At 75.5% G+C, this 14955-nt stretch carries 13 protein-coding genes and 1 pseudogene; 8 read left to right on the plus strand and 6 right to left on the minus strand.

What is annotated here, in order from left to right; translation table 11 throughout:
* The 4 genes from ACFXA3_RS15220 to ACFXA3_RS15235 form a co-directional block, all read left to right on the plus strand.
* The coding region (locus tag ACFXA3_RS15220) for a hypothetical protein (RefSeq protein WP_385186940.1) at positions 1-352 on the plus strand (352 nt) is incomplete at its 5' end.
* Between the two features lie 58 nt (positions 353-410).
* Complete coding sequence (locus tag ACFXA3_RS15225) at positions 411-818, plus strand: DUF3224 domain-containing protein (RefSeq protein ID WP_385186942.1); 408 nt, start codon at positions 411-413, stop codon at positions 816-818.
* A gap of 239 nt (positions 819-1057) precedes the next feature.
* Positions 1058-3817, plus strand: a complete 2760-nt coding sequence (locus ACFXA3_RS15230) for an exo-beta-D-glucosaminidase (protein ID WP_385186944.1) — start codon at positions 1058-1060, stop codon at positions 3815-3817.
* Between the two features lie 207 nt (positions 3818-4024).
* The gene (locus tag ACFXA3_RS15235) at positions 4025-5110 is read left to right on the plus strand and encodes a mechanosensitive ion channel family protein (protein WP_385186946.1); all 1086 of its coding nucleotides are present in this window, start codon (positions 4025-4027) and stop codon (positions 5108-5110) included.
* On the opposite strand, the gene ACFXA3_RS15240 is transcribed toward ACFXA3_RS15235, so the two are convergent.
* A complete protein-coding gene (locus tag ACFXA3_RS15240; RefSeq protein WP_385186947.1) occupies positions 5107-5697 on the minus strand; it encodes a MepB family protein in 591 nt (196 codons plus the stop codon). The genes ACFXA3_RS15235 and ACFXA3_RS15240 overlap by 4 nt on opposite strands.
* 158 nt (positions 5698-5855) lie before the next feature.
* On the opposite strand from ACFXA3_RS15240, the gene ACFXA3_RS15245 reads away from it, so the two are divergent.
* Positions 5856-6572 carry a hypothetical protein gene (locus ACFXA3_RS15245; RefSeq protein WP_385186949.1) on the plus strand — a complete coding sequence of 239 codons (717 nt, stop codon included), beginning with the start codon at positions 5856-5858 and terminating at the stop codon, positions 6570-6572.
* A 3-nt stretch (positions 6573-6575) separates the two neighbouring features.
* On the opposite strand, the gene ACFXA3_RS15250 is transcribed toward ACFXA3_RS15245, so the two are convergent.
* Positions 6576-7685 carry a sensor histidine kinase gene (locus tag ACFXA3_RS15250; protein ID WP_385186951.1) on the minus strand — a complete coding sequence of 370 codons (1110 nt, stop codon included), beginning with the start codon at positions 7683-7685 and terminating at the stop codon, positions 6576-6578.
* A complete protein-coding gene (locus ACFXA3_RS15255) occupies positions 7678-8439 on the minus strand; it encodes a response regulator transcription factor (protein ID WP_385186961.1) in 762 nt (253 codons plus the stop codon). Before ACFXA3_RS15255 ends, ACFXA3_RS15250 begins: the two co-directional genes overlap by 8 nt.
* A 204-nt stretch (positions 8440-8643) precedes the next feature.
* On the opposite strand from ACFXA3_RS15255, the gene ACFXA3_RS15260 reads away from it, so the two are divergent.
* From ACFXA3_RS15260 to ACFXA3_RS15270, 3 genes are all read left to right on the plus strand, one after another.
* Complete coding sequence (locus ACFXA3_RS15260) at positions 8644-9360, plus strand: glycosyltransferase family 2 protein (RefSeq protein ID WP_385186953.1); 717 nt, start codon at positions 8644-8646, stop codon at positions 9358-9360.
* Positions 9357-10001 (plus strand): DUF2064 domain-containing protein, encoded by a 645-nt coding sequence (locus tag ACFXA3_RS15265; RefSeq protein ID WP_385186955.1) that lies wholly within the window; start codon positions 9357-9359, stop codon positions 9999-10001. The genes ACFXA3_RS15260 and ACFXA3_RS15265 overlap by 4 nt, the downstream gene beginning before the upstream one ends.
* 161 nt (positions 10002-10162) lie before the next feature.
* On the plus strand, positions 10163-10654 hold the full coding sequence (locus tag ACFXA3_RS15270; RefSeq protein WP_385186963.1) for a class I SAM-dependent methyltransferase: 492 nt from the start codon (positions 10163-10165) through the stop codon (positions 10652-10654).
* Positions 10655-11031: 377 nt separating this feature from the next.
* Here the strand turns inward: ACFXA3_RS15270 and ACFXA3_RS15275 are convergent.
* The 3 genes and pseudogenes from ACFXA3_RS15275 to ACFXA3_RS15285 form a co-directional block, all read right to left on the minus strand.
* A pseudogene (locus tag ACFXA3_RS15275) lies at positions 11032-11775 on the minus strand (hypothetical protein); the annotation flags it as partial.
* Positions 11772-13082 carry a hypothetical protein gene (locus tag ACFXA3_RS15280; protein WP_385186957.1) on the minus strand — a complete coding sequence of 437 codons (1311 nt, stop codon included), beginning with the start codon at positions 13080-13082 and terminating at the stop codon, positions 11772-11774. The gene ACFXA3_RS15280 and the pseudogene ACFXA3_RS15275, both read right to left, overlap by 4 nt.
* A 1-nt stretch (position 13083) precedes the next feature.
* Positions 13084-14955 (minus strand): hypothetical protein (locus ACFXA3_RS15285; RefSeq protein WP_385186959.1); only part of this gene is annotated, 1872 nt, incomplete at its 5' end.

Genomic DNA, 14955 nt, shown 5'->3' on the forward strand with positions numbered 1-14955 from the left:
GCTGCGGCCCGGGGCCCCGTTCGTGCTGCTGACCAGCGACCCCGCGTGCACGGACCTGGAGTACACGTCGCTGCGCGTGGGCACCGCGGGCACCTCGTACCGGACGGGCGACGAGATGCCGCTGCGGCTGCGGCGCACCGACGGCAGCTGGCAGGAGGTGCTCAACCACGCCTGGCCCGTGGACCGGCTGCCGGTGCTCCTCGAAAGCGCCCGGTTCCGCACCGTCGGCCAGCGCCGGCCGACGGTGGACGAGGCGCGGGCCCTGGCCGATCCGGGACTCGTGGAGCGCTACGACTGGACCGCGGAGCGGGCCGCCCCGCCGCTCGTGATCACCTCCGCCCTCGCGGCCTGAGGGCGGGCGGGCGGCGGCGCGGGGGGCGTTGTCGGTGGCGGCGCCTACGCTTGCCGGCATGCGAGCCTCAGGAACCTTCACCGTTGCCGAGTTCACCCCGGCGCCCGTATCGGGCCCGGAGATCGAGACCGCGATGCCCGTCGGTGTCGCCACGATGCGCAAGCGGTACGACGGCGAGGTGGACGGCCGGTCCGCCACGCTGTTCACCTCCGCGTTCGACCACGCGAGCGGTACGGGGACGTACGTCGCGATGGAGTCCTTCGAGGGATCCCTGAACGGGCTGGAGGGCGCCTTCAACTTCGCGCACAGTGCGACCACCCTCGGCGAGGGCAGACAGAACGAGTTCTTCGCCATCGTCCCCTCCAGCGGCACGGGTGCGCTGGCGGGGATCACGGGGGCGGGCGGCATGGCGGTGGACGCCGACGGCACCCACCGGATCTGGTTCGACTACGAACTCGCCCCGTAGGCGACGCCGGCCGGCAGCACGGGCGCGCGGCGAGGGTGCCGGGAATCGTCCGGGACGCGTGCGGCGCGTCCGGCGATCCGGAGCTCGGGTTCCGTTAGGTTGAGGGCCGCTCCTCCAGCGCGTATGACGCGGCTTCCCGGCCAGCATCCCCGGAGACCACCGTGTTCCCCTCCCCTGCCCGTGTTCGTCGGCATGCCCACGCCCCCCGGACGGCCCGCCGTGTCGTCCGGCCGGCCCGGTTGACCCGGGGCGCCCGGTGGAAGACCGCGGCCCTGGGCGTGCTCGCCCTGGTGGGTGCGCTCGTCGCGGGTGCACCGGCCGCGGCTCCCGCCCCGTCGGCGGCGCACGTACGGGCGGTGACCGCCGTGCCCGGGACACCGGGCAGCGCCACCGCCTTGTCGGGGTACGCCATCCGGTCGACCGCCGAGGTCACCGACGCGGCGGCGGCCGTCTCCGCCCCCGGCTACCGGACGACCGGCTGGCACCCGGCCGGGCCGCGCTCCACCGTGCTGGCCGCCCTGGTCGCGGAGGGCAGGCATCCCGACCCCTTCTACTCCACGAACCAGCAGCGCATCCCGGCCGCCGAGTTCAGCGTGCCGTGGTGGTTCCGTGCCGAGTTCACCGTGGAGGACACCGCCGCGCGCACGTACCTGGACTTCAGCGGGGTCGTCTCCGCGGCGGACGTGTTCGTCAACGGCAGGCAGATCGCCACCGCGGCCGCGGTGGCCGGTGCGTACACCCGTCACGAGTTCGACGTGACGGAGCTGGTGCGGGCCGGCACGAATGCCGTCGCCTTCCGGATCAGTCCCAACAACCCCCGCAAGAACCTCACTCTGGGCTGGCTCGACTGGCTGCAGCCGCCCCCGGACGAGAACATGGGCATCGTCCGCGACGTGCTCGTCCGGCGCGGCGGCCCCGTCGCCCTGCGCGACGCCCACGTACTGACCGGCCTGGCCCTGCCGTCGCTGGCCACCGCGGACCTGACCGTCAAGGCACAGGTCCGCAACGCATCGGCCGACGCCGTCACCGCCGCGGTCACCGGCGCCATCGCCTCGGACGGCGGCACCTCCATCGCCCTGCACCGGGACGTGCCCCTGGGCGCGCACGAGACGAAGACGGTGGTCTTCACCCCGGCCGACACCCCCGGGCTGCACCTCGTCTCGCCCCGCGTGTGGTGGCCGGCCGGAATGGGCCCGCAGCACCTGTACGCACTCGACCTGACGGTGACGGTCCCGGCGGCCGGGGCGGGTTCCGGTTCCGGCGCCGTGTCCGACCGGGCCCGCCACGGCTTCGGCATCCGCAGCGTGCAGGCCCCCCTCAACGAGGACGGCGCCCGCCAGTACTCCGTCAACGGGAAGCCGCTGCTGATCCGGGGCGCCGGCTGGTCCCCCGACGAGCTGCTGCGCTGGGACCCCGTCTACACCGAGGACCGGCTGGCGTACGCCCGCGACCTGGGCCTCAACACCCTGCGGCTGGAAGGCCATCTGGAACAGGACGAGTTCTTCGACCTCGCGGACCGGTACGGGATCCTCACCCTGCCCGGCTGGCAGTGCTGCACCAAATGGGAGGGCGAGGTCAACGGCAGCGAGGCGGGCGAGAGCTGGACCGAGGCCGATCACCCCGTCGCCAAGGCCTCCATGGCGGCCGAGGCCGCGCGCCTGCGCGACCACCCCAGCGTCATCTCCTTCCTCATCGGCAGCGACTTCGCCCCCAATGCGGAGATCGAGAAGGGCTACGTCGACGCGCTGAAGGCCGCCGACTGGCCCACCCCGGTGATCCCCGCGGCCGCCGCCGCATCGGCACCCCTGACCGGCGCTTCGGGGATGCGGATGCCCGGCCCGTACGACTGGGTGCCGCCCGGCTACTGGTACGACAAACGGGAGGGCGGGGCCACCGGCTTCAACTCCGAGACCAGCGCGGGCCCCGACGTACCCACCCTCGACACCCTGCGCCGCATGATGTCCCCGGCCGAGCTGACCGCCCTGTGGAAGGAGCCGGCCGCCCCGCAGTACCACCGCTCGCCCTCGCGCACGTACGCCACGCTGAAGCTGTACGACGACGCCCTGACCGCCCGGTACGGCGCCCCGGTCAGCCTGGAGGACTACGTGGCCAAGGCGCAGCTCGCCCAGTACGAGAACGTCCGCGCGCAGTACGAGGCGTACGCGCGCAACGCCACCGACGCCTCGAAGCCGTCCACGGGCGTCGTGTACTGGATGTTCAACAGCGGCTGGACCTCGCTGCACTGGCAGCTCGTGGACCGCTTCCTCGACCAGGGCGGTGCGTACTTCGGTGCGAAGAAGGCGAACGAGCCGCTGCACATCCAGTACTCGTACGACGACCGCACCGTGGCCGTCGTCAACCGCCGGGCGGCGCCGGTGTCGGGGCTGACCGCGCGGGTCACCCTCTTCAACACGGACGGGACGCAGAAGTACGACCGGACCGTGACCGGCCTCGGTGTCGCGGGGAACGGGGCGAAGGCCGTCGCGCTGACGCTCCCGGCCACGGTCGACGGGCTGTCCGCCACCCATCTCGCGCGGCTGGTCCTGACCGACGCCGCCGGCCGTGAGGTCAGCCGCAACGTGTACTGGCTCTCCACGCGCCGCGACGTCCTCGACTACGACGAGAGCGACTGGTGGCACACGCCGACCACGGCCTACGCCGATCTCACCGGGCTGCGGTCCATGGCGCGGGCGTCCGTGTCCGCCACGGCGACGACGACCGCCGACCCCGGCTCGCCCGCTACGTCCACGACGACCGTCACCGTACGGAACACCGGCACCGGAAACACCCCGGCCCTCCTCACCGACCTCCACCTGGTCGACGCCGCGGACGCCCCGGTCCTGCCGGTCCGGTGGTCCGACAACCAGATCAGTCTGTGGCCCGGCGAGTCGGCGACGCTGACGGCGACCTACCGCACCGCCGACCTGCACGGCTCCGCTCCCCGCATCAGAGTCACCGGGTGGAACACCCCCACCGCCACCTTCCCCGCCCCGCGATGAGGCCCTGCGGCCCCCTGACCGGCCCGCCGTCAGGAGGAGCGCGCCCCATGGGGCAGGATGGCAGCCCGTTCCGGAATGCGTACGCGCGCCCGAACGCGGCTCCATGCACGACAAACTGACAGGTGACAAGGTGACGACACACCTCATACGACGGCCCGCAGCGCCCGTCGCCGCTCCCCCGGTCCGGCGCCGAGCGGAGGGCGTCCGTTGAACCGGGAACTCGTCCTGCACGACTGGCTGGTGGCCGGGATCGCGGTGGCCGCGGGCGCCGTGGCCGGACTGCTGCTGCGGGCCCTGATGCGCTGGCTGGGCCGGCACGCCGAGCGGACGCGGTGGAGCGGGGACGACATCATCGTCGACGCGCTGCGCACCCTGGCCCCGTGGGCCGCGTTCATCGCCGGCGTCGCGGTGGCCGCGTCGGCCCTGCCGCTCACCACGCGGGTCCTGGGCTTCGTGAACCAGTCGCTGACCGCCGTACTGATCCTGATCGCCACGTTCGGCGCGGCCCGGGTCGTCGCGGGGCTCGTCCAGTCCGTGGCGGGCGCGCGGACCGGCGTGGCCGGATCCGCGACCATCTTCGTGAACATCACGCGGATCGTCGTGCTCGTGATGGGCGTGCTCGTCGCCCTCGAAACCATGGGCGTGTCCATCGCGCCGCTGGTCACGGCGCTCGGCGTGGGCGGTCTGGCGGTGGCCCTCGCCTTGCAGGACACGCTCGCCAACCTCTTCGCGGGCGTGCACATCCTCGCCTCGAAGACCGTGCAGCCCGGTGACTACATCCGCCTCAGCAGCAGCGAGGAGGGGTACGTCGTCGACATCAACTGGCGCAACACCGTCGTCCGCAACCTGTCGAACAACCTGGTGATCATTCCCAACGGGCGTCTCGCGCGGACGAACATGACCAACTTCACGCAGCCCGAGCAGCAGTTGTCGATCCCGGTCCAGGTGGGCGTGGGCTACGAGAGCGATCTGGAGCACGTCGAGCAGGTGACCCTGGAGGTCGTCGACACGGTGATGGCCGACATCAACGGCGCGGTCCCCGACCACGAGGGCAAGGTCCGGTTCCACACCTTCGCGGATTCCAGGATCAACTTCACGGTGATCCTGGGCGTCGGCGAGTTCAGCGACCAGTACCGCATCAAGCACGAGTTCATCAAGCGCCTGCACCAGAGGTTCCGTGCGGAGGGCATCTCGATCCCCGCTCCCACCCGGACGGTCGCCCTCCACCAGGACGGCGTACAGGTGTCGGCGCCGGTCCCGCACCAGCGCGAGGCCTCGGCCGCCGTGCGCTAACGCCGGTAGAGCTCCCGGGCGCGGGCCTCGTCGAGGGGACGGTCCGGCGGCAGGTGGAGGAAGTGCTCCACCTGCCACGCCTGGGCGCGGTCGGCCTGGCGGTTGGCGGTGGACACCCAGGGCGGGTACACGCGAAAGCCCCGCTTCCCGCCGGCTCCGCCGTCCGACACGACCCCGTGCCGGACGAGCGCGTCCACGGGGAAGACGAACTGGCCGAAGCCGTCGTCGTCATGGCTGCCGATGACGAAGAGGTCCACGGGATCGGCGGTGTCGAAGGGCCGGATGGGCCCCTCCGGGGACCTCTGCCACACGGTGACGAACTGGCCGGCCTTGGTGGGAGTCGTCTTGGCCGCGCGGAACCGGACGGACCGTCCGTCGAGGGTGAAGGCACACGCGGCGTACTCGGCGCCCTCGGCTTCGGCGACCGGCTGCGAGCAGGTGAATCCGCAGGGGTCGTAGACCCGTTCCCTGGCCGCGAGGAGGTCACCGTGGACGCCGGCCGGGTCCGGCCACGGCCGGAGACCGGCGGACGGCCGGTGATCGGGCGCAGGCGGGTGATCGGCGGGGCGTTCGCGGTGGCTCGTCATCCGTTCACCCTGCCACGGACGCCCCGTCCCACGGAACCGGGACCTCGCAGCGGTGCCCGGGGCCGGGCGTCGGCCCGGTGTCCGGATGATCGGGTTCCGGCGGGGCCGATATCCTGGTGGTCCGGCATCGGGGGCTTCCTCTCACGAAGGGCAGCACGATGAATCGGCAGACGAACCGGCACCGGGGGCCGGCGCTCCTCGCGGCTTCGCTCCTCGCCTCCTCGGTCGCCCTCTCCCCCGCCTTCGCGGCCCCGTCCGCGGCCGCCCGGGCCCCGCTGGCCCCCTCCTGCGAGCTGGTGCCGGGCGCGAAGCAGCGGTACGACCTCCACCTCAGCGGTTTTCCCGCGCACCAGTCGGTACGGATCCAGGGGAAGTCGTCCTTCCGGACCGTGGTGGACGGTCAGGGCGAGCTCAGCAGGCAGGGCCTGCGCTACGGTCCGTACAGCGTCGACTACCGCATGAGCGGATCGCAGAAGACCTGGCACGTCACCTGCTCGACGCCGCCCCGGGAGAAGCCGGGCGGCGGCAAGGGCAACGTGAAGGTCACCAAGGTCGAGGTGCTCACGCTGACCAAGAACGGATCCGTCGTCGACTGCACCAAACCGCCCAGGCTGGAGTTCGACGGCAAGATCTCGGCCACCGGGCAGGGGAAGGTCCGCTACTACTGGACGTACGCGTCCAGTGCCGATCCGATCGACCCGGGCACGGCCCGGTTCACCCCCGGCACCACGAGCGTCTCCCTGCTCAAGGTGGTGAACGGATCGGTCATGGCGAACACGACGACGGTGTCCGCGTACGTCACCCTGCACGTGCCGGACCAGAACATGTCGGCGCGCAGCGACCAGGTGACGGTCACCTGCGCCAAGCAGCCGTGAGCGCTACGCCGGCGCCGGCAGGGTGAGCTCGAAGCGGCAGCCGCCGGAGACGTTGCGTACGTGCGCGTGCCCGTCGTGGGCCTCGACGATGCCCCGGACGATCGCCAGGCCCAGGCCCGCTCCGGCCGGAGGGGTGCGGGCGGCGCTGCCGCGCCAGCCGGTGTCGAAGACGCGCGGGAGGTCCTCCTCCGGGATGCCGCCGCAGGCGTCGGTGACCGAGAGCACCACGGATCCCTCCCGGGATTCGGCGGCGATCGCGACCGTGCCGTCGGCCGGGGTGTGACGGATGGCGTTGACCAGCAGGTTCGACAGGACCCGGGTCATCTCCTTGCCGTCGACCTGCACCGGGAGCGGTGCGATGCCCTCGCCGACCAGCCGTACGCCGTGCTCGCGGGCGAGGGCGTCGGTGCCGGCCAGGGCGTCGCCCACGAGGTCGTACAGGGACATCCTGGTCGGGCTGAGGCTGAGGGCGCCCGCGTGGATGCGGGAGAGCTCGAAGAGGTCGCCGACCATGGAGTTGAGGCGGTCGACCTCGGTGCGGATCTGCCGGTGGTAGCGGGCCGGGTCGGCGGCCATGCCGTCCTCCAGCGCCTCCGACATGGCGCGCAGGCCGGCGAGCGGGGTCCGCAGGTCGTGCGAGATCCAGGCCACCAGTTCCCGCCGCGAGGTCTCCAGGGCCCGCTCGCGCTCGCGGGACGCGGCCAGGCGTTCGCTGGTCAGGGCCAGTTCGCGGCTGAGCGCGGTGAGTTCGGCGGGGGCGGGCACCGTGGGTGTGGTGACGGTGCCCGCCTCGCCGAAGACCCGTGCGGCGCGGACGAGTTCGCGGCAGCGCAGGACGACCTGCCGGCCGAGCAGCAGGGCGGTGCCCAGCGAGACGGCGGCGGCGACGGCGGCGACCGTGGTCACCACGGCCAGGTCGTGGGAGGAGAGGAACATCGCCCAGGCCACGGTGAGGGTCCCGGCGAGCATCGCGGACACGGCGACCGCGGCGACGACGGCGAGGGAGACGGCGACGCTGCGCCGCCGCAGTATCCGCAGGGCGAGCGCGCCCAGTGCCCCGGCGACGCCGGCGCCGAGGAGCGCGTACAGGGCGATCAGCAGCAGGTCACTCACGGCCGTCCACCGTCCCGGGAGTCGTGGCGGACGCGGCCGGGCCGGGGTGGGCGTCGAAGCGGTAGCCGGCGCCCCACACGGTCTGGATCAGCCGGGGACTCGCCGGATCGTCCTCGATCTTGCCGCGGAGCCTGCGGACGTGGACCGTCACGGTCGACAGGTCGCCGAAGTCCCAGCCCCAGACCTCGCGCATGAGCCGCTCCCGGTCGCAAACCTGCCCGGGGTGCCGCAGGAAGTACGCGAGGAGGTCGAACTCCCTCAGGGTGAGGGCGAGTTCCCCGCCGTCCTTGGTCACCCGGCGGGCCGCCGGGTCCAGGCTCAGGCCCGCCGCGGTGAGCCGGGGTCCGGCGGCGGCCGGTGCGGCGGGCACGGCGCGGCGCAGGACGGAGCGGACCCGCAGGACGAGCTCGCGCGGGCTGAAGGGTTTGGTGACGTAGTCGTCCGCGCCGACCTCCAGGCCCAGGATCCGGTCGTCCTCGTCGCCGCGGGCGGTGAGCATGATGACCGGGACGGGCGGGAGCCCGTCCCGCCCGGCGCCGCGCTCGCGGGCCCGCAGCCGCCGGCAGACCTCCAGCCCGTCCATGCCCGGCAGCATCAGGTCGAGGACCACCAGGTCCGGCCGCTGCTCCTCGGCCGCGCGCAGCGCGGCCGGTCCGTCGGCGGCCAGGCGCACGGTGAAGCCGGCCCCGTCGAGGTATCCGGCCACGACCTCCGAGACGGTCGGGTCGTCGTCCACGACCAGGACGTCGCCCATGGCCCGGTCCCGGGCACCCGTCCCACCGGCTCCGACGGCGCCGTGGCCCTCGTCCGTACTGTGCGCATTGCTGACTGCCATGGCCCCAGCCTGTCATCCGCGCCGGTCCGCGGGTACCGCGGGATCCCCGGTCCGGCACGGCGTCCGCGTTTCGTAAGGAGTGGGAACCCCTTTCGTCCGCGTCCGGTTCCTACGGTGTGGAGCGTGACTGATTCTGCTTGTGTGCCGCCCCGGGCGGACCTCGTACTGCCGTGCCTCGACGAGGCGGAGGCGCTGCCCTGGGTGCTGGCGCGGGTGCCGGCCGGGTGGCGGGCCATCGTCGTCGACAACGGATCCACCGACGGCTCCGCCGACATCGCCCGCCGGCTGGGCGCGACCGTGGTGCACGAACCCCGGCGCGGGTTCGGCGCCGCCTGCCACGCCGGGCTGCTCGCCGCGCGCGCCGACCTCGTCTGCTTCTGCGACTGCGACGCCTCCCTGGACCCCGCTCTGCTGGCCCCGATGGCGGCCCGGGTCGCGGCCGGCGAGAGCGACCTGCTGCTCGGCCGGCGCCGTCCGCAGGGGCGCGGGGCCTGGCCCCCGCACGCCCGCGCCGGGAACCTCGCGCTGGCGCGGATGCTGCGCCGCCGCACGGGGCTGCGGCTGCACGACCTGGGACCGATGCGGGTCGCGCGCCGCGAGGCGCTGCTGGGCCTGGAGCTGACCGACCGGCGCAGCGGCTACCCGCTCCAGATGGTCGTCCGGGCCGCCGACGCGGGCTGGCGGGTGGCCGAGACGGACGTCCCGTACCTGCCGCGCTCCGGGAAGTCCAAGGTCACCGGCACCTGGCGGGGCACCTGGAACGCGGTCCGGGACATGCGGCGGGTGCTGGCCGAGGCGCCCGGCACCCGGCCCGTCCCGGCCGACGGGATCCGCACATGAGCACCTCCGCCGCCGAGCCCGCGGGCACCCTCCTCGTCGTCGCCAAGGCGCCGGTCCCGGGCCGGGTCAAGACGCGCCTGACCCCGTACTTCACCCCGCAGCAGGCCGCCGGCCTGGCCCGCGCCGCGCTCCGGGACACCCTGGACGCGGTGCTGGCCGCTCCGGCCCGGCGGCGGGTCCTCTGCCTCGACGGCGCGCCGGGGCCCTGGCTGCCCGCAGGGATCGAGGTGGTGCCGCAGTGCGCGGGAGGGCTCGACGCCCGGCTGGCCGCCGCGTTCGCCCTGTGCGACGGTCCGGCGCTGCTGATCGGCATGGACACCCCGCAGGTGACCCCGGAACTCCTCGCCGAGGGCCTCGACTTCAGCCGGACCGACGCCTGGTTCGGCCCGGCCCCCGACGGCGGCTTCTGGGCCCTCGGGCTCGCCGAGCCCGACCCGGCGCTGCTGCTGGGCGTCCCGATGTCCGTCCCGCACACCGGTCGGGTGCAGCGCCTGCGGCTGACGGAGTCCGGCCGGACCGTACGGGACCTCCCGGCGCTTCGGGACGTGGACACCCCGGACGACGCCGTCCGGGTAGCGGCCCGCGCGCCGGCGACCCGGTTCGCCGTGCTGCACGCCGAACTGTGCGCGGCCGTACGGTGACGGCGCAGCTGGCGGAGCCCGCCGGGACCTGGCGGACCGATCCGTACGCCGACGCCCTGCGCACCGGCCGGGGGCCCCTCTACCTGCGCCGCAGCGACGGATGGCTGCTGCCGCTGGAGGTGGAGCGCTGGTGCGCCGAACCCGACACCGCCGATGCCACGGTGCTGGCACGCTGCCGCGGCCCGGTCCTGGACATAGGCTGCGGACCGGGCCGGCTGGTCGCCGCCCTCGCCCGCCTGGGGCACACGGCGCTGGGCGTGGACGTCACGCCGGAGGCGGTCGCCCGTACGGTGCGCACCGGTGGCAGCGCCCTGTGCCGGTCCGTGTTCGACCCGCTGCCCCGCGAGGGCCGCTGGGGCACGGTCCTGCTGATCGACGGGAACATCGGCATCGGCGGGGATCCCGGCGCACTGCTGCGCCGGGCCGCGGGGCTCGCCGCCCCCGGCGGTTCCCTGCTGGTGGAGGTCGCCGCGGTGGACGTCGACGAACGTGTCGAGGTGCACGTCGACGACGGCCACGGCGGGCGCGGGGCACCGTTCGCCTGGGCCCGGCTCGGCGCGCGTGCGCTGCGCGCCGAGGCGGCGGAGGCCGGCTGGACCCGGGCGCTGACCTGGCAGTGCGCGGGCCGCACGTTCGTGCAGCTGCGGCGCTGACCGGCGGCCCCGGCCTCCGGGCGGGGCATGCGGAAGCGGGGGCGCGCGGTGATCGCCCCGGCGCGCGGCCGGGGCGCGGCGCCCGGGGGCCGGCCGGCGCCCCCCCCCCCGCGCGCGGGGGGGGCCGCGGCCCGGCCCGCCGAATCCCGGCCGACACCGGCGGCGAGCGCCAGCGCGGCCAGCGGGCCCGCCTCGTACGGCCCCGCCGCCCCGGCTGCCCCCGCCGCCCCGGCTGTTCCGGCCGGACCGGACCGCGCGCCGGGCAGCCGCCGGACGTCCGCGAACAGTTCCTGCCGCTGCGCCCGCCAGATCAGCGCGGCGGTCTGCGCCCACGGGTCGGGGGCCGCGGCGGGCGCGGACGCGCGGGCCGGGTCGTAGACCCGGTAGCGGTGCTCCTGCCCGGCGAGGCCCAGACCGTCCTCCGGCACCACGCCGATGATCTGCTGGCGGGCGAGCTGCGGCCGCCGGGTGTACGTGGTGAAGGTGAGCCACTGCCCGCGCCGGTGCGGCAGCACACTGCACGCGAGCATGATCCACCAGGCCACGGCCTCGCTGTCCTCCTCCACCAGGACGAGCTGCGGGGCGGCCGGATCCTCGACGAGCCTGCGCACGTCGGCGAAGAACCCGGCGAGCCACCGCCCCCGGGCCGTGACGAAGGCCGCCAGCCCGCCGAGGTCGAGCGGGCCGGGGGCGGGCACCGACGCCAGCACGGGCACGGGCGCCCCGGCCGGCGGGGAGTCGGCCGCCCACTGCGGCGAGCCCCAGGACGTGATCGGCAGCTGCCCCCCGGCCGGCCGCTCCGCGTCGGCGGGCTGCGGCAGATGGACCGCGTGCGCGTGGAAGTTGCCCCAGCGGCCGCTGTAGTCGGCGCCCGTGTACACGGAGCGGGCCAGCAGCCTGCTGCCGTCGGAGAGCACGTTCAGGCTGAGCGCCTGCGGGAAGGAGCCCAGTTGGTCGGCGCTCGGCCGCGGCGGGGCGTCCCGCGGCGGCTCGTACCCGATCAGCTGCTCGGCCTCGCGCAGCAGCGACGCGGGCACGCCGGGGCTGACGGCGGTGAACCGGAAGCCGGAGCCGTCGGGGCCCGGCGGGGCCGAGGTGTAGTGCAGTTGGGCGAGGTTCACGCCTCTCCTCCCGGAACGTGCGTCCCGCCGGTCGCGGCACCCGTGCGCGCGGCGGGCCCCGTCGTCGTACGCCGGCCCGCGCCGCCGGTTCCGGTGCGCGGCAGCAGCCCGCCCAGGCCCAGCAGCCACAGCAGCGGATCCTCGACCCGCAGCGGCTGGGGCCCCGACTTGGGCGCGTCGGCCGGGGCGTGTGCGGGCGGCGGGGAGCCGAGCGCCGAGAGCCCGAACAGCGACAGCTGCGCGAAGTCCCGGTCCAGCTGCCGGAAGAGGGCCCCCGAGTCCCAGCCGTCGAGCAGCCCCCGCATCTCCTCGTGCACGGCCAGCCGGTCCTCGTCGTCCACCGCGCCGCCCGCGTGGCCGGCGTTGCGGCGCAGCGGTGAGTGGTCACCCAGCAGCGAGAACAGGGAGTCCGTCTTGGTCACCGCCACCGCGACGGGCGTGGTGACCCGGCCGCGCGAGGTGCCCCGGCCGTGGGCCCGCAGCTGTGCGGCCAGGTCCGCCGCGATCTGCTGCGGCGGGGTCTCCACCGTGGGCATCGGAAGGCCCGAGTCCACCGGCAGCTGGTCCCGTACGGCCCGCATCTGGAGCGGGTCCACCAGCAGGATGATCCCGTCGGCGGCCGCCAGGTAGTGCGTGTAGCGGTCCATGGCCTCGGCGCTGCCCAGGTCCTCGCCCGCCGCGTCGAAGAACACCAGCGCGGTGTGCCGGCTGCCGTCCCCGCGTAACCGGCGGCGCAGCGGCAGGCTCAGCCGGTACAGCAGCGGGTCGTTGAAGCCCAGGGCCGCGGGTCGCGTGGCCTGCGGCAGCCGCAGCCGGTCGTACAGGTCCTCGGCCATCTCCCGGTCCCGGCGCTGGGTCTCGCCGCCCATCGCCGTGATGGAGGCGCCGTACGCGCGGCCCACCCGGTTGCGCAATTCGTTGATCAGCACCGACACGTACGTGCTCTTGCCCGACGCCTTGGGGCCCAGCAGGGCGATGATCCGGGTGTCCTGGTCGGTGTAGTCGCTCGGGAAGTCGCTGTGGCAGCGCAGGCAGACCCGGACCGGCGTCGACACCCCGCAGTTCGGGCAGTCCGCCCGGGTGCCACCGCCGAGCCGGCCGGCGAGCCCGCGCGGGGCGGTGAAGACGGGACCTCGCATCTTCAGTGCGGGCGGCACGCTCGGCCCCATGAACTCGGCCCATATCCCGTCCAGTTCGGCGGTGCAGGGCTTGCCGCCGCGCACGCCGGTGGCGGACATCTGGCAGCGGAACGGCAACCGGGCGGCGGCCGAACGGTCGAAGCAGTAGGGGCAGACGACGGAGGTCATGTCAGCGGACCACCAGGGAGGTGAGGGAGGGCTCGTCGAGCCGGACGGAGGCGGCACGGCCGCCGAGGAGGAAACCGCGCACGGCGTACGGGCCGCCGGGCGCGGAGGGGACGATCTCGCGCTCCACGGTGCCCGAGACCGCGAGTTCGGCGCCGGTCACCCGGCACAGCTCGGCACCGTCGGCGGCCCGGTGGGGCCGGGCCCCACCGCCCGTCGCGGCGACGAGGACGAAGTCGGGCAGCCCGGAACCGGGATCCCCGCCGGGTGCGAGCAGGGTCACCCGGAGCACGGCGGGACCGCGCCGCAGCATCCGCCGGGGCCCGGGCAGGACCCGGTAGGCGATGGCGACGTCGGCCGGGAGGAGGGCCTGACCGGCCTCGCGCGGGGCGGCCGCGACCGCGAGCGCGCTGCGCGGGGCGGCGTACGCGGTGACGCGGACGGCGCCGGGGCCGACCGGCAGCTCCAGCCCCTCGCGCAGGAAAACGGCCCGTACGACCGGGTGTTCGGTGCGCTCGCCGCCCGGCTCGGGGGTGAGCGCGACGGTGACCCGGCCCGCGCCGTCGGGCCAGTCGAAGCTGACCCTGGCCCGCCCGGCGGCGGTCCGCCGGACCGTGAGCCCGGCGACGGCCTCCGGTGCCTCGACCGTCACGCCCGGCCCGGCCAGCGCCCGCTCGCCGAGGACCGCCACGGCGCTGACGGTGGCCAGCGTGCCCGGCGGGGGCACGGCGATCCCGGCCGCGTCCACCCAGGGCAGCGCCGGCGGCAGTGCGGCGGCCGCCAGTTCGGCGCCCTCCGCCGGGGCGGGACCCGGCCACTCGACCAGCCGTACCTCGGCCCCGGCGCCCCCCGCCCAGCGGAACTCCAGCCCGCCCGCGTCCCGGGGGGCCGCGGTGAGGCCGAGCACCGGATCCGGCCAGCGGTGCACGGTGACCGGTGCCTCGATCCCGGGGGAGAGCACCTCGTCACCGCCGGGGATGCCGTCCGGCCGGTAGCGGCACCGCACCCGCAGCAGGTACGCCCCGGGCTCCAGGCCGCCGGCCCGCACGGACTCCCGCCCGTCGTCCGCGGTGTGGCCGTGAGCCGCTCCGCCGGGCGTGGTGTTCCCGGGGGCGGTGGCGTCCGTGCCGCCGCCGGCCGTGGTGGTGCCGCCGGCCGGGCCGGCCCCGGTGCCCGCGCCGCGTCCGGTGCCGGGCGCGGCCGGGTCGGCCGAGCCCGGGGCGCCGAGCTCCACGGTGCGTCCCCGCGGGCCGGTCAGCGTCACCCGGACCCCGGCCGCGCCGGGCGGCCGCAGCCACGAGGCCCCGATCCGGGCCCGGCCGTCGGCGAGGCGCAGCCGTGCCACCTCGGGGGCCACCAGCAGCGGCGCGCTGATCAGGGGGGTGCCGGGCGAGTCCCCGCGCGGGAGGGCCACGTACCGGACCTCCCGCCCGAGCGGGGCCCGCGCATCGGTCAGCGGCCCCGCGCCGAGCGGCTCCGCGCCGAGCGCGCCCGGCACGTCCGGGAGCGGTGTGGCGAGCGGTTCGCGGCGGGTCAGCCGGACCACCCGCCAGGTCGTGTCCGGGTCGGTGCCGGGCGGCAGGTGCAGGGCGACGCCGCCGGGCACGGTCCGGGCCTCCAGCGGCCCGGGGTGCCCCTCGCCGCCGGGCCGGTGGGTGCGGACCAGGCCGCGCACCGCGCGCGGGCAGTCCCGGGCCAGCCGGGCCGCCCGCCCGTACGCCGCCGCGGCCCGTTCCGGATCCCGCCGCTCCTCGTGCTCCCGGGCCTCGTCCAGCAGGGCGTCGGCGGCGCGCACCAGGGCGGCCAGCCCGGCCAGCCGCCGCGCCAGCAGCGGGTCCCCGCCGGCCACGGCCCGCGGCAGCGCGGCGGCGTCGCG

This window comes from Streptomyces sp. NPDC059456, assembly GCF_042750055.1.
Taxonomy (GTDB): Bacteria; Actinomycetota; Actinomycetes; order Streptomycetales; family Streptomycetaceae; genus Streptomyces.

Coding starts and splice junctions, on each gene's coding strand:
- ACFXA3_RS15240 (WP_385186947.1), bottom strand. CDS start 5,697: ATGACGAGCCACCGCGAACGCCCCGCCGATCACCCGCCTGCGCCCGAT.
- ACFXA3_RS15255 (WP_385186961.1), bottom strand. CDS start 8,439: ATGGGCGACGTCCTGGTCGTGGACGACGACCCGACCGTCTCGGAGGTC.
- ACFXA3_RS15245 (WP_385186949.1), top strand. CDS start 5,856: ATGAATCGGCAGACGAACCGGCACCGGGGGCCGGCGCTCCTCGCGGCT.
- ACFXA3_RS15265 (WP_385186955.1), top strand. CDS start 9,357: ATGAGCACCTCCGCCGCCGAGCCCGCGGGCACCCTCCTCGTCGTCGCC.
- ACFXA3_RS15225 (WP_385186942.1), top strand. CDS start 411: ATGCGAGCCTCAGGAACCTTCACCGTTGCCGAGTTCACCCCGGCGCCC.
- ACFXA3_RS15280 (WP_385186957.1), bottom strand. CDS start 13,082: ATGACCTCCGTCGTCTGCCCCTACTGCTTCGACCGTTCGGCCGCCGCC.